The sequence below is a fragment of the Duganella rhizosphaerae genome (assembly GCF_040364205.1).
GTDB classification, from domain to species: Bacteria; Pseudomonadota; Gammaproteobacteria; order Burkholderiales; family Burkholderiaceae_D; genus Rugamonas; species Rugamonas rhizosphaerae.
Window position 1 is genome coordinate 78017 of record NZ_BPWK01000009.1, and the last position, 19814, is coordinate 97830.

Annotated in this window: 18 protein-coding genes and 1 pseudogene; 6 read left to right on the forward strand and 13 right to left on the reverse strand. The window is 66.0% G+C overall.

The features are described from left to right. The first annotated feature begins 8 nt into the window (after positions 1 to 8). Complete coding sequence (locus RUGAMON1_RS19825) at positions 9 to 1244, forward strand: MgtC/SapB family protein (RefSeq protein ID WP_445232145.1); 1236 nt, start codon at positions 9 to 11, stop codon at positions 1242 to 1244. A 13-nt stretch (positions 1245 to 1257) separates the two neighbouring features. On the opposite strand, the gene RUGAMON1_RS19830 is transcribed toward RUGAMON1_RS19825, so the two are convergent. After that, on the reverse strand, positions 1258 to 1695 hold the full coding sequence (locus RUGAMON1_RS19830; protein ID WP_445232146.1) for a universal stress protein: 438 nt from the start codon (positions 1693 to 1695) through the stop codon (positions 1258 to 1260). Between the two features lie 323 nt (positions 1696 to 2018). Here RUGAMON1_RS19830 and RUGAMON1_RS19835 point away from each other — a divergent pair, with 323 nt between their 5' ends. After that, positions 2019 to 3290, forward strand: a complete 1272-nt coding sequence (locus tag RUGAMON1_RS19835) for a putative glycoside hydrolase (RefSeq protein WP_445232147.1) — start codon at positions 2019 to 2021, stop codon at positions 3288 to 3290. 91 nt (positions 3291 to 3381) lie between these two features. Here the strand turns inward: RUGAMON1_RS19835 and RUGAMON1_RS19840 are convergent, their stop codons facing one another. Continuing rightward, complete coding sequence (locus RUGAMON1_RS19840) at positions 3382 to 3789, reverse strand: carboxypeptidase regulatory-like domain-containing protein (protein ID WP_445232148.1); 408 nt, start codon at positions 3787 to 3789, stop codon at positions 3382 to 3384. A gap of 158 nt (positions 3790 to 3947) precedes the next feature. On the opposite strand from RUGAMON1_RS19840, the pseudogene RUGAMON1_RS19845 reads away from it, so the two are divergent. Next, positions 3948 to 4046, forward strand: a pseudogene (locus RUGAMON1_RS19845) (universal stress protein); the annotation flags it as partial. 310 nt (positions 4047 to 4356) lie between these two features. Continuing rightward, positions 4357 to 5103: a substrate-binding periplasmic protein gene (locus RUGAMON1_RS19850; protein WP_445232149.1), complete on the forward strand. Its 747-nt coding sequence runs from the start codon at positions 4357 to 4359 to the stop codon at positions 5101 to 5103. On the opposite strand, the gene RUGAMON1_RS19855 is transcribed toward RUGAMON1_RS19850, so the two are convergent. Then, positions 5100 to 6305 (reverse strand): NnrS family protein, encoded by a 1206-nt coding sequence (locus RUGAMON1_RS19855; RefSeq protein ID WP_445232150.1) that lies wholly within the window; start codon positions 6303 to 6305, stop codon positions 5100 to 5102. The genes RUGAMON1_RS19850 and RUGAMON1_RS19855 overlap by 4 nt on opposite strands. Before the next feature lie 176 nt (positions 6306 to 6481). Between RUGAMON1_RS19855 and RUGAMON1_RS19860 the strand changes: the two genes are divergently transcribed. Then, positions 6482 to 6748: a heavy-metal-associated domain-containing protein gene (locus tag RUGAMON1_RS19860; RefSeq protein ID WP_445232151.1), complete on the forward strand. Its 267-nt coding sequence runs from the start codon at positions 6482 to 6484 to the stop codon at positions 6746 to 6748. A 13-nt stretch (positions 6749 to 6761) separates the two neighbouring features. On the opposite strand, the gene RUGAMON1_RS19865 is transcribed toward RUGAMON1_RS19860, so the two are convergent. The 10 genes from RUGAMON1_RS19865 to RUGAMON1_RS19910 all read right to left on the reverse strand — a co-directional run bounded on the left by RUGAMON1_RS19865 (position 6762) and on the right by RUGAMON1_RS19910 (position 19222). Beyond that, complete coding sequence (locus RUGAMON1_RS19865; RefSeq protein ID WP_445232152.1) at positions 6762 to 7427, reverse strand: response regulator; 666 nt, start codon at positions 7425 to 7427, stop codon at positions 6762 to 6764. Between the two features lie 24 nt (positions 7428 to 7451). Then, entirely contained in the window at positions 7452 to 9383 is a 1932-nt protein-coding gene (locus RUGAMON1_RS19870) for a type IV pili methyl-accepting chemotaxis transducer N-terminal domain-containing protein (protein ID WP_445232153.1), read from the reverse strand. Between the two features lie 56 nt (positions 9384 to 9439). Next, positions 9440 to 10414 (reverse strand): GTP 3',8-cyclase MoaA, encoded by a 975-nt coding sequence (gene moaA / locus RUGAMON1_RS19875; protein ID WP_445232154.1) that lies wholly within the window; start codon positions 10412 to 10414, stop codon positions 9440 to 9442. 106 nt (positions 10415 to 10520) lie between these two features. After that, complete coding sequence (locus RUGAMON1_RS19880) at positions 10521 to 11267, reverse strand: Fic family protein (RefSeq protein WP_445232155.1); 747 nt, start codon at positions 11265 to 11267, stop codon at positions 10521 to 10523. Positions 11268 to 11327: 60 nt separating this feature from the next. Beyond that, the gene (locus RUGAMON1_RS19885; RefSeq protein WP_445232156.1) at positions 11328 to 12074 is read right to left on the reverse strand and encodes a peptidylprolyl isomerase; all 747 of its coding nucleotides are present in this window, start codon (positions 12072 to 12074) and stop codon (positions 11328 to 11330) included. Positions 12075 to 12084: 10 nt separating this feature from the next. Further along, complete coding sequence (gene narI, locus RUGAMON1_RS19890; RefSeq protein WP_445232157.1) at positions 12085 to 12768, reverse strand: respiratory nitrate reductase subunit gamma; 684 nt, start codon at positions 12766 to 12768, stop codon at positions 12085 to 12087. Positions 12769 to 12778: 10 nt separating this feature from the next. After that, positions 12779 to 13456 (reverse strand): nitrate reductase molybdenum cofactor assembly chaperone, encoded by a 678-nt coding sequence (narJ, locus tag RUGAMON1_RS19895; protein ID WP_445232158.1) that lies wholly within the window; start codon positions 13454 to 13456, stop codon positions 12779 to 12781. Continuing rightward, entirely contained in the window at positions 13449 to 15005 is a 1557-nt protein-coding gene (gene narH, locus RUGAMON1_RS19900) for a nitrate reductase subunit beta (protein ID WP_445232159.1), read from the reverse strand. Before narH ends, narJ begins: the two co-directional genes overlap by 8 nt. Then, positions 15002 to 18715, reverse strand: a complete 3714-nt coding sequence (locus tag RUGAMON1_RS19905) for a nitrate reductase subunit alpha (RefSeq protein ID WP_445232160.1) — start codon at positions 18713 to 18715, stop codon at positions 15002 to 15004. Before RUGAMON1_RS19905 ends, narH begins: the two co-directional genes overlap by 4 nt. A 162-nt stretch (positions 18716 to 18877) precedes the next feature. After that, positions 18878 to 19222, reverse strand: coding sequence for a hypothetical protein (locus tag RUGAMON1_RS19910; protein WP_445232161.1), 345 nt, complete (start codon positions 19220 to 19222; stop codon positions 18878 to 18880). Between the two features lie 204 nt (positions 19223 to 19426). On the opposite strand from RUGAMON1_RS19910, the gene RUGAMON1_RS19915 reads away from it, so the two are divergent. Beyond that, on the forward strand, positions 19427 to 19813 hold the full coding sequence (locus RUGAMON1_RS19915) for a hypothetical protein (RefSeq protein WP_445232162.1): 387 nt from the start codon (positions 19427 to 19429) through the stop codon (positions 19811 to 19813). Position 19814: the final 1 nt, after the last annotated feature.

Genomic DNA, 19814 nt, shown 5'->3' on the forward strand with positions numbered 1-19814 from the left:
GAGCGGCCATGAGCCTCAGCGTCCACGTGATCGGACTGGCCGCCGCCCTCGGCAGCGGCACGCTGATCGGCATCGAGCGCGAGCGGCGCAAGGGTGGCAGCAGCGGCCATGCGCTGGCCGGCGTGCGCAGCTTCGCGCTGGTGGCGCTGTGCGGCGCGCTGGCCCAGCTCATCGACCTCAGGCTGAGCTTGATGGCGGCGCTGCTGGTGGCATCGTTCTGCGTCATCAGCTACTACCGCGCCAGCGCCGACGAAGCCGGCATGGTCACCGAACTGGCGCTGTTCCTCAGTTTTCTGCTGGGCGTGAACGCGGTCGCCAATCCGGCCCTGTCGGCAGGCCTGGCGGTGCTGGTGGCCACCATGCTGAACCTGCGCGCGCCGCTGCACCACTTCATCCGCGTCACGCTCAAAAGCGGCGAGCTGCGCGACGGCCTGATCCTGGCCGGCGCCGCGCTGGTGATCTGGCCGCTGCTGCCGGACGCCGCCAACAGCTGGCTGCTGGGCGTCAACCCGCGCCGCATGTGGGGCCTGGCGGTGTTGCTGATGACGCTCCAGGCCGGCGCCCATATCGCCCTGCGGCTGGCCGGCCCGCGCATGGGCCTGGCCCTGATGGGGCTGGCCTCGGGCTTCGTCTCCAGCGTCGCCGCCACCGCCGCCATGGGGCAGCGCTGCCGGCGCGAGCCGGCGCTGCTGGGCGCGTGCGCGGCCGGCGCGCTGCTGTCGAACGTGGCCACCTATTTGCTGCTGGTGGTCGTCACGCTGACCATCGCGCCGGGCCAGTTGCTGCCGCTCGCGCCCACCCTCGGCTGCGCGCTGCTGGCCACGCTGCTGGTGTCGGCCGCGCTGATGCATGCGGCGCCCGCGCCGGCCGCCCCCGCCGTGCGCGGCGGCCGCGTGTTCAGCCTGCGGCAGGCGCTGCTGTTCGCGCTGATCCTGAGCGGCGCCACCGCGCTGATGGCCTACGCCAACGCCTACCTGGGCACGGCGGCGGCCACACTGGGCGCCTTACTGGTGGGATTGGTGGACGTGCACGCCGCGGCCAGCTCCATCCTGTCGCTGGCCGGCAGCGGCGTGCTGACGCCGCAGGCCACACGGCACATCCTGCTGTTCGCGCTGGCGGCCAACACCGCCAGCAAACTGGCGGCGGCAGCGGCCGGGGGACGGCCCTTCCTGCGGCGGGTCGGCGGCGGCTTGCTGCTGATACTGCTGGCGGCCAGCCTGCCTGCGCTGCTGGCCTACCTCTGAAGCGCGCGCCCGCTCAGCGGAACACCAGCACCGGGATCTGGCTGTGGGTCAGCACCTTCTGCGTTTCACTGCCCAGCAACATGCCCTTGACGCCGCGGCGGCCGTGCGAGGCCATGCAGATCAGGTCGCAGCCCTGCTCGCGCGCGGACTCGATGATGGCCTCATACGGCTGCTGGTGATGCAGCGTCAAGGTCGTGCACGGCACCCCCAGCTCACGCGCGCACCGATCGATTTCCGCCAGATAGCGCTGGGCATGGGCGATGCTGTCCTGCTGAAACTGTTCACGCGTGGCCTCCAGCATTTCGACCTGGTAGGTCAAGACATGGAATTCGGGGATCACATGCACGGCCGTGATGCTGGCCCCGCAGTCCTTGGCGAACTGGATGCATGGACGCATGATGGCGCTGGAAATGGCCGAGCCATCGGTCGGAATCAAGAAATGTTTGAACATGATGTTTTCCTGTGCGGGTCAGAGTAGCCGGTGCATTGAAGGGGGCGCGCCGGCGGCCGCGCCTTGCTTCCCTCAACACTGTAGCAACGAACCGCGGCAGGGTCAGTGCGGAATTTTGATACAAGTCAAAGGGGTCCCAAAAATAGGCGCCGGGCGATGTCCAGCCAGCGCGCAGGCGCCGAAATTGAGCGTGATTTTGATGTGGATCAAGCAGCCGCCTGTGCCGCTACAGTGTCTGCCGCTACAGTCGACATGCGGGTCCGACCTGAAGCAGGCGGCGCCTGCCCCGCAAACCCACCGACCACTGCCTGGAACCGTCCCCTATGCGCCAGTTGCTGCTTGCCACCACCCTCGCCCTGGCGCTGCCGCCGGCGCCGGCCATCGACGGCGTGGTCTACAGCCAGGCCGGCCACGGCGCGATCGCCGGCGCCACGATCACGTCCGGCGGCGCCAGCACGCAGTCGGACGCGGCCGGACGCTTCCATCTGGTGGCGTCCGGCCCCAGCGTGGCGGCGCGGGCGGCCGGCTACGCGCGCCGGCAGTTCGCCGCCCCCGCCGACGGCGCCCCGCTGCGGCTGGAACTCAAGCCGTTCCAGGCCAAGGCCCTGTACCTGTCGGCCTACGGCGTCGGCAGCGACGCGCTGCGCGAGGCCGCGCTGGCGCTGGTCGAACAGACCGAGCTGAACGCGCTGGTGATCGACGTCAAGAGCGACCGCGGCATGATTCCCTATGCCAGCACCGTCGCGCTGGCCGAGCGCATCGGCGCCCAGAAAGTACGCACCGTCAGGGACATGCCGGCGCTGATCGCGCAGCTGCGCCAGAGGAACATTTATTTGATCGCCAGGATCGTCGTGTTCAAGGACGATCCGCTGGCCAATGCCCGGCCCGAGCTGGCGCTGAAGAATCGTCAGGGAGAGCTGTGGCGCGACGGCGAGCAGCTGTCCTGGGTCGATCCCATGCGCCAGGAGGTGTGGCAGTACAACCTCGACATCGCCGAAGAGGCAGCCCGGCTGGGCTTTGACGAAATCCAGTTCGACTATGTGCGTTTTCCGGACGCGCCCGGCGTGCAGTACGCCCAGCCCAGCACCCAGGCCAGCCGGGTCGACGCGGTCAGCGGCTTCCTCGGCGCGGCGCGCCAGCGCCTGGCGCCCTACAATGTGTTCGTCGCCGCCGACATCTTCGGCTACGTGCTGTGGAATACCGACGACACCGCGATCGGCCAGCAGCTCGAGCGCCTGACCGAGTCGCTCGACTATCTCTGCCCGATGCTGTATCCGTCCGGCTTCAAGTGGGGCATCCCGAACTACCGCAATCCGCTCGAGCATCCCTACGACATCGTGTACCGCTCCTTGCAGCGCGCCAGGCAGCGCACCGGCCTGGACGGCGCCCGCTTCCGGCCCTGGCTGCAGGGCTTCAGCGACTATGCGTTCGACCACCGGCCGTTCGGCGCCGCCGAGGTGCAGGCGCAGATCGACGGCGCGGCGGCGGCCCAGGCCAGCGGCTGGATGCTGTGGAATCCGCGCAATCGCTATTCCGGCGGCGGCCTGCAATGCGAGGGCAACGATTGCGCCACGCCGCCGCAGCGCGCCGAATGAGCCGGCTGCTCAACGGCAAGAATCCGCGGTCAAGCGCCAGCGCTCGGGGCGATCGATTGCGGCGCCGGCAGGCCGCCGTGGCTGGCGGTGCTCATCGCGGGTCCCAATAAAAATACAGCTCGCGCGCGCCGTTCGGCTTGATCACCACCGTCTGCTGCAATTCCGTGCCATGCATCGTGGCCACCACCCGATAGCTGCCGGGGTCCAGTTTCAGATAGCACCAGGGGCCGTCCGAAGTCGCCGTCGCCACCGGTGTGCCGGTCCGGTCGAACACGGTCAGCGCGACGTCGGCCAGGTACTCGCCGCTGATCCGGGTGGCAAACGTCATCCGCAGATTGTAGTCGTCGCGGACCGCCAGCATGGCCTGCCGCTCGTCCTCGCCCACGCCGCCGCTCAGGTAGTCCAGGCCTTGCGGCGTGCGCTGGGCCAGGTCGCCCGCCATCGCAGCGGCCTGGCAGCCCAGGGTCAGTATCAGGATCCAGCTTCTTACGTTGCGCATGATAACTCCTCCGTGTCATGCAACAACAATAGTGGTCCCGGCCCATAAAAGCACTAGCGGCTTCTGACCCAAATCAAAAAATCCAGCAATTGTTCGCGGCGAGGTGCAGCCCACCACCATGCCCTCACGGCGGAAAGCATTCATGTTCAAGACCATATGCCACGCACGGGCACGGCGGCCAGCAACGGCTGCTGCTCGGCAGTCAGACGCAGCGGGTGCTGGCCCATGCGACCATACCGGTGCTGGTGTTCCGCTGACCCGGCCGCCCCGGCGGTATCAAATACCAGCCCAGCTGGCGGCGGATTTCCTCCGGCGACGGTGGTGGCTCCGGCGTCGCCTGCGCGCGCCGCGCCAGATAGGCGCGGACGGTTTCTTTTGAGGGATGCGTGGTGCAGGTCATATGCATCGCCGGCGGCCAAGCCGGCGCCTCGGTAAAATTGAGATATACCGTTTATACGCACGCCGGCGCGCACGGTTTCACCAACTTCGAGCGGCTTCGCCATGGCAATCAAGCGGGAGTAGAATGAGGGCAATGCACGCCTTCAATGTCCCGAGACAGGACCGACCGTGAGATCTGCAGCCATATTGATGCTTTGCCTGGGCCTGATGCAGGCGTATGTCGCCAGCGCGCGCGAAACGATACTGCTTGCCCATCCCTACCCCAGGGAAACCAACTACGCCCCGCGCGTACTGACGCTGATTTGCACGGACGCTTTCGATCAACTGGGCAAGGATGTCGACGTGCGCCTCTATCCGCCCTTGCGTGGCGCGCTTGAGGCCGGGGCCGGCAAGATCGACGGCGAAGTCGGCCGGGCGTATGCCTACGGCGACAATCACCCGAATCTGATCCGGGTGGGCGAAGCACTGCTGTCATTCCGGGTGACGGCCTTCACCCGCATACCGGGTTTGAAGATAAGCGGCTGGGATAGCCTGAAAGGCACCTCGTACCGGGTGCAGTACCGCAGCGGCTACACCACCTTCAAGACGCAGCTCGAACAGATCTTGCCTGCGCGGCAAATTTCCTCGGTGGTCGACAGCCAGCTTGGCTTGCAAAACGTCGCGCTCGGCCGTACCGACATCTTTGTCGACCTGGAAGAGTTTGGAGAGCTTCAACTGGCCAGGCTGCAAAACCGCTACGGCGATGTCTACAACGCCGGCCTGGTGCAGGACACGCCGGTCTACATCTATCTGCACAAGCGGCATGCGGCGCTGGTGCCGCGCCTGGCGGAAATCGTGGCCAGGATGAAGTCCAGCGGCGCCATCAACCGTTACATCAGCCAGGCACTCGGCGAGGAACGCGGCGCAGCGCCTTAGCCCGGCTTGCCGTCCACGCGGCGGTTGGCCAGGTAAGGCGCATACACATGGACGTACAGGCAAAACGCGCCGGTCCAGCACAGCGCGCTGAGCGCCAGCAGCGCCGGGCCGCCGTCCCAGCCGAGCGCCGACAGCACGCGGCTCAGGGCGCTCAGCTGGATCAGGCCGAACATCGCCGTTTCCATTTTGCCCGCGCGCAGCGGGCGGCCGGTGTGGCCCAGCGTGGTGCGCGTCATCATGCCCAGGATCAGGCCGGCCATCGAGCCCACCGTCAACGCGTGGAAGCCGGCGCTGGCGCTGACCATTTGCCAGCGCGCCAGCACCAGCAACAACAGCCCGGCGGCGATCCACGCATACGACAGGTGCATGATCCACAGCAGCGGATAGCTGCCGGTGCGCAGCGCCTGCCAGCGCCACAGGCGCAACAACACCAGCGCCGCCGCCGCCACGCCAAGCGGCGTGATCAGCCAGGCGGGCACGCCTGCTGTCCAGGCCAGCGCAAATCCGACAATCAAGCCCAGCGACCAGCGATCGAGCCTGGGCTGGACCAGCGGCGTGCTGCCCGGCGCGCCATTGCGGGTGAACATGGGAATGATGCGGGTGCCGATCGCCGCCTCCATCAGCACGATGACCAGGATCGCCGCCTGCACCGGCGCGATCGGCGAGGCCGTCAACCAGCCCAGCGTGATGGCGTGGAACACGCCGTTGGCCGCCGCCATCAGCGCCAGCAGGCCGACCAGGAAGTAGTTACGCTTGTTGCCGGATTTCTCCAGCACCTGCCACAACGGCCAGGCCGCGGCCGGCAGGAACAGCCAGTCGATCGCGGCGGCGGCCAGCGGCGGCGCCGCCAGCATCGCCAGCCGGCCCAGCAGCCACAGGGCCACCAGCGCCGCCAGCCGGCCGCGCACCGGCGTCCACGAGCCGGTCCAGTTGAAGGCGGCGGTGTACAGAAACCCGACCACCACCGCCGCCGCCATGCCGAACACCATCTCGTGCATATGCCAGTTGAATCCCACGTGCAGCCAGGCTGCGGTGTCCCCGCTCCACCAGCCCAGGTAACGCAGCATCCACAACGGTATCGCCAGCGCGGCAAACCCCGCCGCCGCCAGATAGAAAGGCCGGAAGCCCAGTCCCCACAAGGGGTGGCTGCTGTCCCACGCGGACGTCGTGCCGGCGGGTTCTTCGATTTGAAGCAAGCTCATGATCTACATCCTGTAAGAGTACGCACCATTGTCGGCGCGGCATGGCGCGGCGTGAAGCCTGGCACCGGTATCGCATAACCTGGATCAAGAAAATCCAAAACACCTTCGCCCGTCGCGACGCTTTGGCTTAGGCTGTCGCTGTGGTTTTAATTTGGCTCAACATCAAAAGGAACGCTATGCAAACAGAACTTCTCATCGATGGCATGGACGGCGAAGCCTGTGCCGACACCATCTCCCGCCTGCTGGCCGAAATCGACGGCGTCAGCGATGTACGCGTCTCGTTGCGCGACCGCCTGGCGCGTGCGCGCATCGACGAAACGCGCACCTCGCCCCATCTGCTGATGCGCACCCTGGCGCTGGCCGGCTATCCCGCCAGCGCGCAAGCGGCGGAAGCGCCCGCCGCCACGGCCGGCGGCTGCTGCGGCGGTTGTTGCGGCGGCTGAGCTGCGCGGCGCCTCAGGCGCCGTGGTGCATGCGGTGCTCGACCGCGTACACGGCGGCCTGCACCCGGCTGCTCAGCTTGAGCTTTTTCAGCACGTTCTGCACATGGATCTTGACCGTGCTTTCGGCCAGGTCCAGCGTGCGCGCGATGCCCTTGTTGCTTTCGCCGCGCGCCAGGCAATCGAGGATTTCCCGTTCGCGCGGGGTCAGCTTGTCGAGCTCCGAGGCCACCGGCGGCACCGCGCCGGACTGCAACTGCGCCACCAGCTTGGCCGTCATCGACTCGGCCAGCACGGTCTCGCCGGCGGCGGCGCGGCGCAACGCCCGCACCAGGAATTCGGTGTCGATGTTCTTCAGCAGATAGCCGCTGGCGCCCGACTTCAGCGCCACGCTCAGGTCGTCCGCCTCTTCCGACACGGTCAGCATCACCACCGCGCTGTCCGGGCAATCCTGGCGCAGCAGTTCCAGCGTTTCCAGCCCCGACATGCCCGGCATGTTCAGGTCCAGCAGGATCACCTGCGGCTTAAGCTGCTGCGCCCGTTTGACGCCCTCGAAACCGTCGGCCGCCTCGCCCACCACGACAAACTCCGGATGGCGTTGCAGCAGCGAGCGTATGCCGCTGCGAAACAGCGTGTGATCGTCTACCAGCAACACGCTGATCGTACTAGCTTCCTTGTCCATCGACTCCAGCCTTTCTTGATAGGGTTAAGCCGCGCGGCGCTGGGCGCGCGGAAGGCGCAGCAGCACTTCGGCGCCGGCGCCCGGCGCCGACCGCAGTTGCAGCTGCGCGGCGATGCGTTGGGCGCGCTCGCGCATGATGTTGACGCCGACATGGGCCTCGCCCTGCGTCTCCAGCGACGCCGGGTCGAAGCCGTGGCCGTTGTCCTTGATGCTGAGCGTGAAGTCCTGGTCGTCCGTCAGCCTGACCCAGACCTGACTGGCCGACGCGTGCTTGCGCACGTTCGACAGCGCCTCCTGCACGATGAACAGCAGTTGCAGCTGGTGCTCACGCGGGAACGGCGCGCCGTCCGAATCAGCGGTGAAATCGACCGCGATGCCGCTCTGTCGGCGGAACTTGTCGACCACCGTCTCCAGCGACGTCACCAGGTTGCCCTCCTGCAGGCGGGTGCGGAAGTTGTGCAGCAGCTCGCGCACATCCTGGTAGCTCTCCTCGACGCCGGCGCGCAGGGCCGGCACGATGCTCTCGACCTCGTCCAGGCGTTGCCGTTGCAGCGACTGCTCCAGCATCTGCACCTGCAAATTCAGGAAGTTCAGACCCTGGGCGATGCTGTCGTGCAGGCCTTGGGCGACCAGGTTGCGCTCTTCCGAAATGGCCAGCTCGCGGTCGCGGCCCTGCAGGCGCTGGTTCTCGATCGCCGTGCCGAGCAGCTGGCCCAGCGTTTCCAGCAGCGCCGTCTGGGCCGCCGTGAACGTGGTGGCGGTGCGGAAGTGCAGGTTGAAAAAGCCCATGTGCTGGCGCTGCGCGAAAATGTGGAAGATCGAAATCGTCGCGAAACCCTCGCGGTGGCATTGCAGCGTGTGGCCGCCGTCGCGCCGCCGCAGGTCGTGGATCACCGCCAGCTTGCTGACCACCGCCTCGCCGCACAGGCACTCGCCCACTTTCAGGCAGCGCTCGGTCTCGACCAGCGCCTCCGAGATTCCCTGGTGCACCAGCATGTGCAGGTTGCCGCGCAGCGGATCCAGGATGCGGACCGAGCCGCCATCGGCGCGGAAATATTCACTGATCCGTTGCAGGAAGCCCTGGCACAGCGGCTCGGCCGGCTGCGGTTGCTGCAGGAATGAGGCGACGTCGTACAGCAGCGCCAGTTCGCGGTTCTGCAATTCCAGTTCGCTGGTCTTGAGCAGGACCCGCTGCTCCAGGTTGCTGTAGGAATCCTGCAGCTTGTCGGCCATCTGGTTGAAGCCGTTCGTCAGCTGGCCGAATTCGTCGTTGCTGTCGACCTCCAGCCGCACGCTGAAATCCTGCTCGCGCATGCGCTCGATGCCGCCCTGCAGCCGCGTCACCGGCGCCACGATCATGTCGAACAGCAGGTAGATGATGCTGACCGTGCCCACCAGGGCCAGCGCCAGCAGGGTCAGTTGCGAGGCGCGCAGCCAGAAGGTCCGGCTTTCGCTGTCGCGCTCGATGCGGTGCACCAGCTGGTCGACGCGCTGCACGAACTGCTCGCTGCGTTGCTGGATGAGTTTGATTTGCGCGCCATCGCGCCCGCCCGCCACCAGCAGGCCGCGCACCGGCGGCGCCAGGTCGGCCTGCCAGTGCTGCAGCACCTCGGCGTAGGCGCCGTGGATGGCCGTGGTCGGCGGCAGGAACAGCGGCCGCTGCGGGTCGCCGCGCCGCAGCAGCTCCAGCGTGCGCTCCATGCGGCGCAGCTGCTCGCCGACCTGCTGCCGGCCGGCGGCGCCGTCATCGGCTTGCGCGGCCTGCAGCGCCAGGCGGTAGCTATCCATGCGCAGGCTGCCGGCCACGTTGATGGCGGCGGCGCTGCCCTCCAGCTGCCAGGACAGCAGCAGCGTCGAGCCGATCACGATCAGCGCGATGGCGAGAAAACTCAGCAGCACGCCGACGATGCGGGTCGACAGCTTTTGCCAGCCGGCGAACAGTCCGGGCTTCAACATGGGGCGGCTCCTGATATCTGTGGCAACGGCTGAGTATACACGCGCAGCGCGTCCACCTAGCCGCCCGTCTGCGACATGAAACGCACGATCTTGGTCGGTTCCCGCCCAAAATCATGCTGCTGGGGCTTGAGTTCGATGGCTGCGCGGATCGCCTGCTCCAGTTCGGCGTCGCTGGCGCCGCCGCGCAGCAGCGGCGCCAGCGGATATTGTTGCTCCTGGCCCAGGCACAGGTACAAGGTGCCGTCCACCGCCAGCCGCACCCGGTTGCAGGTGGCGCAGAAATGCTGCGACAGCGGCGTGATATAGCCGATGCTGGCGCTGCCGTCGGCCGTGGACCAGTAGCGCGCCGGCCCGCCGCCCAGCTCCAGCGCCTGCGGCACCAGCTGGAATTTCTCGGCCAGCCGCTGCTGCACCGGCGCCAGGTCCAGAAACGACGTGTTGCGGCCGGTCTCGCCCATGGGCATGACTTCGATCAGGCGCAGCACGAAATGTTGTTCAATACAAAAGGCGGCCATGGCTTCGATCTCGGCGTCGTTGACGCCGCGCATGGCCACCATATTGATCTTGATCGGCGCCAGCCCCGCCGCCTTGGCGGCCTGCAAGCCGTCCAGCACCGCCGGCAGGCAGTCGCGCCCGGTGATGCCGGCCATGCAGTCGCGGTCCAGCGTATCGAGGCTGACGTTGACGCGGGTGATGCCGGATGCGGCCAGCGCCTCGGCGTGGCGCGCCAGCCGGGTGCCGTTAGTCGACAGCGACAGGTCGCGCACCCCTTCCAGGCTGGACAGGCGGGTCGCCAGCTGCGGCAGGTTGCGGCGGGTCAGCGGCTCGCCGCCGGTCAGGCGCACGCGCGTGGTGCCCAGGCGGGCAAAGGCCGCCACCACCCGCTCGATCTCGTCAAAGCTGAGCCAGTCGGGCGGGTCTTCATAACCCTTGAAATCCTTGGGCATACAATAGGTACAGCGCAGATCGCAGCGATCCGTGACCGACACCCGCAGATAGTCGATCGATCGACCAAACCGGTCGCTTAACATCGTCGCTCTCCTGTCATGATAGTGTGAGTCCATTGTAGCGGCCGGGAGCCGTCCTGCCACTGCGCATGACGGCTTAGCCGTCCTAGTTCGAAATGACTAGTCGGCGCTACGGCAGCAGGTTCAGGTAGAGGTTCAGGGAGCGCTCAACCGCCTCGGCGACGAGCTGCGTGATGGCGTCGTCATCGCCGCTGGTGCAGGCAATATCGAGCGCATCAAAGTAGGCAAGACGATCTTCCCTGCGGATCACCGCCGGGGGGTATCCCGCTTTCATCAATTCGAAGTTCAGCAGAAGCCGGCCGGTTCGGCCATTACCGTCGACGAAGGGGTGAATTTTTACGAACCGCGCGTGCAACCCGGCCGCGCGCCGGACCGGGTGCGCGCCGGCGTCATGCTGATGCCAGGCGATCAGCGCGCGCATCTCGTCGTCCAAGTGCAGGAGGCTCGGCGGCATCGTGCTCGCGCCGGCAATAGCGACGTTCTCCCGGCGATATCGCCCGGCCTCGCCGTTATCCAAGCCTTTCAGCACCAGGCTGTGGATGTTCTTGATTTGCCACTCGGTAAGCACCTCGTTGTGCGCAACAATCTCATCCACGTACAAGATCGCATCCCGGTGATTGACGGCCTCCAAATGTTCCTGCAGCGACTTTCCGCCGACAGTGATCCCCTCCAGCACTACCTTGGTTTCACGCAGGGTCAGCGTGTTTCCCTCGATAGCGTTGGAGTGGTAGGTCCAGTCAAGGGCAAGCTTTTCACGCAGCGATGCGACCGTGTAGGCCGGAAGAGGACGCGCGGCATCCAGCAAGGCCCTCAACGAATCTACGGTCCCGAGCAATAGTGGCAGCGCCGAGTTCATTTATTCCTTCATTGTCGAACCCAGAATAGCTGGCCGCTATCGCCTTGTCAAAGCGCTCCCCTACTGCACCAGCGGCGACTGCGCGCCGTCCAGTTCCACGCCCTGGATGTCGGCGCGGCCGACCAGGATGTGCAGGTACTGGTGCAGGGCGCGCTGCCAGGACTGGCGGCGCAGCTCGTCGGCGATCTGCGCCTGCACCGCGGCGAACGGCACCACGGCGCCGTTCACGCGCCGCTGGGCTTGCACGATATGCAAGCCGAAGCGGGTTTCCAGCAGCCGCCCGGCCAGCTCGCCCGCTTGCAGGCGGAACAGCAGCTCGTCGAACTCCGGCACGCACTGGCCGCGCGCCACCTGCCCCAGGCTGCCGCCGACCGCGCCCGACGGACAGTTCGAGTACTGGCGCGCCAGCTCCTCGAAGCGCTCGGGCCGCGCCTGCAACTCCGCCAGGATCAGCTCGGCCGTCTGGCGCAGCAGCTCCAGCGGCGCCGCCGGCGTCACCTGGAACAGGATGTGGCGCGCCTCGACCAGGTCGCCGCTGCGGAAGCGTTGCTGCTGGCTCTGGTAATAGCGCCGGCAGCTGGCCTCGTCCGTGTCCGGCACCGTGACTTCCTGCGCAAACAGGGCTTCGATGCGTTGGTCGTCGTCGGCGCCGGCAATCTTCAGCCGGTCCGCTTCCTGCAGCAGCACCGTGCGCAGCACCACCTCGTGCACCGCCCGGCGCAGCGGGTTGTCCGTGTGCGCCTGGTGCGGCAATTCCGCCGCGATGGCGTCGTCGTCGATGTCGACGCCGTTGACTGCGATACCCATGATCGTCTCCTCAGCGCGAACGCACCAGTTGATAAGCGCGGCTCAGGTAGGTGACGGCGCCGAAGCCGCTCCACACATGCACCAGGCGGGTGAACGGGAAGATCGCGAACAGCGACATGCCCATGAACAGATGCAGCTTGAACACCAGCGGCGCATCGACGATGAAGCCGGCGGCGTCGCCGCGCAAGGTGACCACGTGCTGCGCCCAGGTCATCAAGAGGACCATCATGTGGCCGTCCATGTGCGAGGCCGAGGCGAAGATCGAGGTCAGGCCCAGCAGCAAGGTGGCCAGCAGCCACACCAGCACCAGCTTGTCGCGGAAGGTGCTGCGGGCGCGCACCCGCTCGTTGCCCAGGCGGCGCGCCAGCAGCATCAGCAGGCCGATCAGGCAAAGCGAGCCCATCACGCCGCCGGCCACCATCGCCACCAGCTGCTTGGCGCCGTGGGTGACGCCCAGCGTATCCCACACCCACACAGGCGTCAGCAGGCCGGCCATGTGGCCGAAGAACAGGCCCAGCACACCGATGTGGAACAGCGGGCTGCCCAACCGCAGCATGCCGTTGTGTAGCGTCTGGCTCGATTCCGACTTCCAGCTGTACTGCTCGCGGTCGAAGCGGATCAGGCTGCCCACCAGGAAGATCGCCAGCGCGATATACGGGTAGATGCCGAATATGAATTGATGTAAATAGTTCATGTGATACTCCTCAATGACGCTGCGGCGCCGCCGCCTTGGGATAGAAATTCACCGGATGGGTGCCGCCGGCCATGACCGGCGCCAGCAGCGGTTCGATGCCGTCGGCGCCGGGGCCGAAGGTTTCCAGCGCCTCGTCCATGTCGCGCACCGGTGGTTCGCTCAGTTCCTCGGCCTGTACCGGCGTCAGCGTCTGCAACAGGTCGAACACGCAGGCGTACGGGCTGCCGTTGGCGCGCAGCTTGCGGCCGACGAAGGCCAGCACGTGGATGGCGTCGCCCAGCATGCGCTCGGCCTCGTCCGCATCCAGCTGCGACAGGAACTCCAGGAACAGCGGCACGTAGTCTGGCAAATCGTTGCCGACCATTTGCAGGCCGTGCTTGCTGTACTCGGCCAGCAGGTCCACCATGGCCTGGCCGCGGTCGCGCGATTCGCCGTGGATGTGCTCGAACAGATGCAGCGAGTGCGACGGATTGCGGTCGAAGGTCATCACGTACTGCTGTTGCAGGTCGATCAGCGCGCCGCGCCGCAGATGCGCCAGCAGCTCGGTCAGCGCGCCATGCCAGCGCGGCTGCGTATCCTGCAGGTAGCGCTCCAGCTGCGGTAGTTCGGCCAGCAGCTCGGGCTCGGGGTATTGCAGCAGGGCCGACAGGATGCAATAGCCTTGGCCGGTGATATCGAGCTCAGACATCGAGGTTCTCCTTTTTCTTCCGGGATTTCGGCATCGACATGAAGATCTCCGAACCGTGCTTGCGTTTGCCGAACAGGCTGGTGTCGCTGACGCCGTCCGAACAGCCGTTGCCGAAGCTGAAGCCGCAACTGCCCTTCTCGTTGAAGCTGTCCTCCGCCATTTCCTTGTGGCTGCTCGGGATCACGAAGCGGTCCTCGTAGTTGGCGATGGCCATGATGTGATACATGTCCTCCACCATCTCCGGCTCCAGCCCGACCTGTTGCAGCACATCGAAGTCCGGCGTGCCGGCCACGTGCTTGCTGCGCATGTAGGCGCGCATGGCCAGCATGCGGTCCAGCGCGCGGATCACCGGCTGCTGGTCGCCCGCCGTCAGCAGGTTGGCCAGGTATTGCACCGGAATGCGCAGGCTGGCGGTGTCCGGCAGGATGCCGTTCTTGCCCATGCGGCCGGATTCGGCGGCGGCCTGGATCGGCGACAGCGGCGGGATGTACCACACCATCGGCAGCGTGCGGTACTCGGGATGCAGCGGGAACGCCACCTTCCACTCGACCGCCATCTTGTACACCGGCGAACGCTTGGCCGATTCCAGCCACGAATCCGGGATGCCCTGGCGGCGCGCCTCTTCGATGACGGCCGGATCGTGCGGATCGAGGAACAGGCCCAATTGCGACGGATACAGGTCGCGCGGATCGGCCACCGAGGCCGCCTGCTCGATCTTGTCGGCGTCGTACAGCAGCACGCCGAGGTAGCGGATACGGCCGACGCAGGTTTCCGAGCATACGGTAGGCTGGCCCGCTTCGATGCGCGGGTAGCAGAAGGTGCACTTCTCGGCCTTGCCGGACGACCAGTTGTAGTAGATCTTCTTGTACGGGCAGCCGGAGATGCACATGCGCCAACCGCGGCACTTGTCCTGGTCGATCAGCACGATGCCGTCGTCCTCGCGCTTGTACACCGAGCCCGACGGGCAGGAGGCGACGCAGGTCGGATTGAGGCAATGCTCGCACAGGCGCGGCAGATACATCATGAAGGTGTTCTCGAAGGTGCCGTACATTTCCTTCTGCATGTTGTTGAACAGCGTGTCCTGGCTGCGCTGGGCGAACTCGCCGCCCAGGTCATCCTCCCAATTCGGACCCCACTCGATCTTCTCCATCTTCTTGCCGGTCAGGACAGAAATCGGCCGCGCGGTCGGCGGCGTTTCCGACAGCGGCGCGTTCTGCAGCCGCTCGTAGTCGTAGGTGAACGGCTCGTAGTACTCGTCGATCTGCGGCAGGTTGGGATTGGCGAAGATCTGCGCCAGGATCTTCAAGCGGCTGCCCTGGCGCGGCTCGATCTTGCCGGCGTCGGTGCGGCGCCAGCCGCCGTTCCACTTGTCCTGGTTTTCCCAGTGCTTCGGATAGCCGATGCCGGGCTTGGTCTCGACGTTGTTGAACCAGGCGTACTCGACCCCATCGCGACTGGTCCACACGTTCTTGCAGGTGACCGAGCAGGTGTGGCAGCCGATGCATTTGTCCAGGTTCAGCACCATGCCGATTTGTGCGCGAATTTTCATGCGAACTTCTCCTTCCCAGTTTGTTCCTTCAACGGACCTTCCAGCCAGTCGACCTTGTTCATCTTGCGCACCAACACGAATTCATCGCGGTTGGAGCCGACCGTGCCGTAGTAGTTGAAGCCCCACGACAGCTGCGCGTAGCCGCCTATCATGTGGGTCGGTTTGGTGACGGCGCGCGTCACCGAGTTGTGGATGCCGCCGCGCTTGCCCGACATCTCGGCGCCGGGCACGTTGATGATTTTTTCCTGGGCGTGGTACATCATCGTCATGCCCTCCGGCACACGCTGGCTGACGACGGCGCGCGCGGTCAGCGTGCCGTTGACGTTGAACACCTCGATCCAGTCGTTGTCGACGATGCCGGCCGACTTGGCGTCGGTCTCGGACAGCCACACGTGCGGACCGCCGCGCGACAGCGTCAGCATGCGCAGGTTGTCCGAGTAGGTCGAGTGGATGCCCCACTTCTGGTGCGGCGTGATGAAGTTCAGCGCCAGCTCCTTGTTGCCGTTCGGCTGCGCGCCCAGCATCGCGGCCGTGGTCTTGGTGTTGATGGCCGGCTTGTACACGCACAAGCCTTCGCCAAAATCGCGCATCCAGCGGTGATCCTGGTAGAACTGCTGGCGGCCGGTCAGCGTGCGCCAAGGGATCAGTTCGTGCACATTGGTGTAGCAGGCGTTGTAGCTGACTTCTTCCGACTCCAGGCCCGACCAGGTCGGCGAGGAGATGATCTTGCGCGGCTGCGCCTGCACGTCGCGGAAGCGGATGCTGTCGTGCTCGCGCGGCAGCGCCAGGTGGGTATGGTCACGGCCGGTGATCACCGACAGCGCTTCCCAGGCCTTGACCGCCACGTGGCCGTTGGTTTCCGGCGCCAGCGACAGGATCATCTCGGCCGCGTCGATGGCGGTGTCCAGCCGTGGCTGGCCGTGCGCCACGCCGGGCGCGGTCACGGTGCGGTTGATGCCGCGCAGTACCTCGACTTCATGGCCGGTCTTCCAGCCTATGCCCTTGCCGCCGTTGCCCAGTTTTTCCAGCAACGGGCCGATCGAGGTGAACTTCTGGTAGATCTGCGTGTAGTCGCGCTCGACCACGGTGAAGTTCGGCATCGTCTTGCCGGGGATGGGTTCGCATTCGCCGGCGCGCCAGTCTTTCGGGTCGAACGGCTGGCCCAACTCGCCGGGGGTGTCGTGCATCAGCGGCGTCAGCACCAGATCCTGCTGCGTGCCCAGGTAGGCGCCGCCGATTTCCTCGAACTTCTTGGCGATGCCCTTGTAGATTTCCCAGTCCGAACGCGATTGCCACAGCGGCTGCACCGCTTCCGACAATGGATGGATGAAGGGGTGCATGTCGGACGTGTTCAGGTCGTCCTTCTCGTACCAGGTGGCGGTCGGCAGCACGATGTCGCCGTACAGGCAGGTGGTCGACATGCGGAAGTCCAGCACCACCAGCAGGTCCAGCTTGCCTTCTGCGGCCGGGCGCACCTTGACGTCGCGCGGCTTGATGCAGTCGTCCTCGTTGCTCATCAGCGCGTTCTGCGTGCCCAGCAGATACTTCAGGAAGTATTCGTGGCCCTTGCCCGAGCTGCCCAGGATATTGGAGCGCCAGACGAACATATTGCGCGGGAAGTTGGCCGGGTTGTCCGGGTCGTCGCAGGAGAACTCCAGTTGCTTGTTCTTGATCTGGTCGACCGCGTAATCGACCGCACTCATGCCGGCGGCGGCGGCGGCGCGCGTCACCTCCAGCGGATTGGTCTGCAGCTGCGGCGCCGAGGGCAGCCAGCCCATGCGTTCGGCCTTGGCGTTGTAGTCCAGCAGCGTCATCGGCGCGACGTCGGGGCCGGCGGTCGGCGAGGAGATTTCCTCGGTGTGCAGTTTCTCGTGGCGCCACTGGCTGGTGTGGGCGTAGAAGAACGAGGTGCCGTTCATCTGGCGCATCGGACGGTTCCAGTCCTGGGCGAACGCCAGCGGCGTCCAGCCGGTTTGCGGACGCAGCTTTTCCTGGCCCACATAGTGCGCCCAGCCGCCGCCCGACTGGCCGACGCAGCCGCACATCATCAGCATGTTGATGATGCCGCGATAGGTCATGTCCATGTGGTACCAGTGGTTCAGCGCGGCGCCGACGATGACCATGCTCTTGCCACGGGTCTGGTCGGCGTTCTCGGCGAACTGGCGGGCCACGGTGATGACGTCGGCGGCCTTGACGCCGGTGTGCTTAACCTGCCACGCCGGGGTGTAGGGCACGTCGTCCTCGTAGCTGGTGGCGACGTTGCCGCCGCCCAGGCCACGGTCGATGCCGTAGTTGGCCAAGGTCAGGTCGAACACGGTGGCGACCAGCACGCTGCTGCCATCGGCCAAGGTCAGGCGCTTGACCGGCACGTTGCGCATCAGCAGGTCGCTGGCGTCCTTGCCGCCGAAGTAAGGGAAGCCGACCGCGACCACCTCGTCGCTACGGCCCATCAGCGACAGTTGCGGATCGACCGGGGCGTTGTTGCCGCCCTCCTTCATTTCCAGGTTCCATTTGCCGGCCTCGCCCCAGCGGAAGCCGATCGAACCGGCCGGCGCGACGATGCGGCCGCTGGTTTCGTCGATGACCAGGGTCTTCCAGTCGGGGTTGTTGGTTTCGTCGAGGTTGTCGGCCAGGTGGGAGGCGCGCAGGAAGTATTCCGGCGCCAGTGTGCCGTTCTGTTCTTTCAGCAGCACCAGCATCGGGAAATCGGTGTACTGCTTGGCGTAGTCCTTGAAGTACTGGGACTGGCTGTTGGTGTGGTATTCCTTCAGGATCACGTGGCCCATCGCCATCGCCAGCGCGGCGTCGGTGCCCTGCTTGGGCGCCAGCCAGATGTCGCCGAACTTGGCCATCTCGCCGAAGTCGGACGACACCGCCACCGTCTTGGTGCCCTTGTAGCGCACCTCGGTGTAGAAGTGGGCGTCCGGCGTGCGCGTCATCGGCACGTTCGAGCCCCACACCATCAGGTAGGTCGAGTTGTACCAGTCGGCCGATTCCGGCACGTCGGTCTGTTCGCCCCACACCTGCGGGCTGGCCGGCGGCAAGTCGCAATACCAGTCGTAGAAGCTCAGCGCCACGCCGCCGATCAGCGACAGGTAGCGCGTGCCGGCCGCGTAGCTGACCATCGACATGGCGGGAATCGGCGAGAAACCGACGATGCGGTCCGGGCCGTATTTCTTGATCGTCAGCGCGTTGGCGGCGGCGATCATCTCGTTGCTTTCGTCCCAGGTGGCGCGCACAAAGCCGCCCAGGCCGCGCACCGACTTGTACAGCGCGGCGCGTTCGGGATTCTGGCTGATGTAGTCCCAGGCCGTGACCGGGTCCATCGTCAGGCGCGCCTCGCGCCACATTTCCATCAGGCGGCCGCGCACCATCGGGTACTTGACGCGCTGCGCCGAATACACGTACCACGAATAGCTGGCGCCGCGCGGGCAGCCGCGCGGCTCGTGGTTGGGCAGGTCGGGACGGGTGCGCGGATAATCGGTCTGCTGGGTTTCCCAGGTAATCAGCCCGTTCTTCACATACACTTTCCAGCTGCAGGAGCCGGTGCAGTTGACGCCGTGCGTGGAGCGCACGATCTTGTCATGCTGCCAGCGCTGGCGGTAGGCGTTTTCCCAGGTGCGGTCCTCGTGCACGACGGCGCCATGGCCGTCGGAAAAGGTCGATACCGTTTTATTGAAGAACTTCAGGCGATCCAGAAAGTGACTCATGCTGCCTCCTAACTTGCACCCGGCGTCTGCCGGGCATGCGGTCGCATGCAACATGCATGGACTCGACGATGATTGCAGTCTAAGCAGCGCAGAGCCTGGTGGGAATCGGCATGATGGTGGCCGCGCGGCGCGAGAAGGACTAGGCGGACTAAGCCGAAGTGACTAGTTCGCTGCTCGCGGCAGCAGGCGCTGCGCCGCCAGCCAGCGGCCGTCGCCGCCGCGCACGTACACATTGCGCACCAGGCCAGGCTGCTCCATCGCCGCCAGCTGGGCGAACATGGCGTCCAGGCTGCAGTAGCGCAGCACCAGCCCGCTGTCATAGCGGATCTGGCCGGCGATCTGGCCGCCGGGATGATCGGCCGGCGCGTCGCAGCGCGCATCGGGCGGCAACGCCCACGCCGCGTCATACGCAGGTCCATAGTTGTGCCACAGGGCGCCGGTGGCGGCTGCGGTGAGCAATGCCAACACCAAGCGGCATGCGGGACGATAGTTCAGGTTGATACGCATAAGATCTCCTTTCGACGCGGCCCCAGCCTGGGTCGCGCGACCATTATTCGTCGCGGCCGACGCGCCGGTCCATGACCTGGGTCATGGCTTTTCGGGCCCCGCCTACGGCAAAGGAACTAGCCGGGCTAGTCATTCATGGCAATAGGCGGTCGCGCCGCAGCGGGTTATACATACAGGCTGGATCACCGACTACCGAGGAATCATATGAATATCGCCACATTTGAAGAATTACTGATCGCCGCCGCCCTGCAGCCGCAGCCGCAACGCCTGCTGCTGGCCTTTGCCGTGGCCGAGCCGGATCCGGACGCGCAGCCCGGTGCAACAGCGCGCAGCACGCTGGTGCCGGTCATGTGCGTGGACAAGCAGGTCGGTGAACTGGACACGTTCAAAAACCTGGCCGACGAGGCGCAAGGCATGGGCCAGGCCTGGGATGTGCTGCTGATCACCACCCTGTCCGGCACGGAGGGACGCCTGCCCGACCCGCAGCAGACCGACGCCGCCTTGAACAAGATGCTGAGCGCGATCCAGCAAGGGCAGATGGAGCGTTTCCTGGCGTTCGACCGCCAGGGCGATCTGATGAGCTACGCCTGAG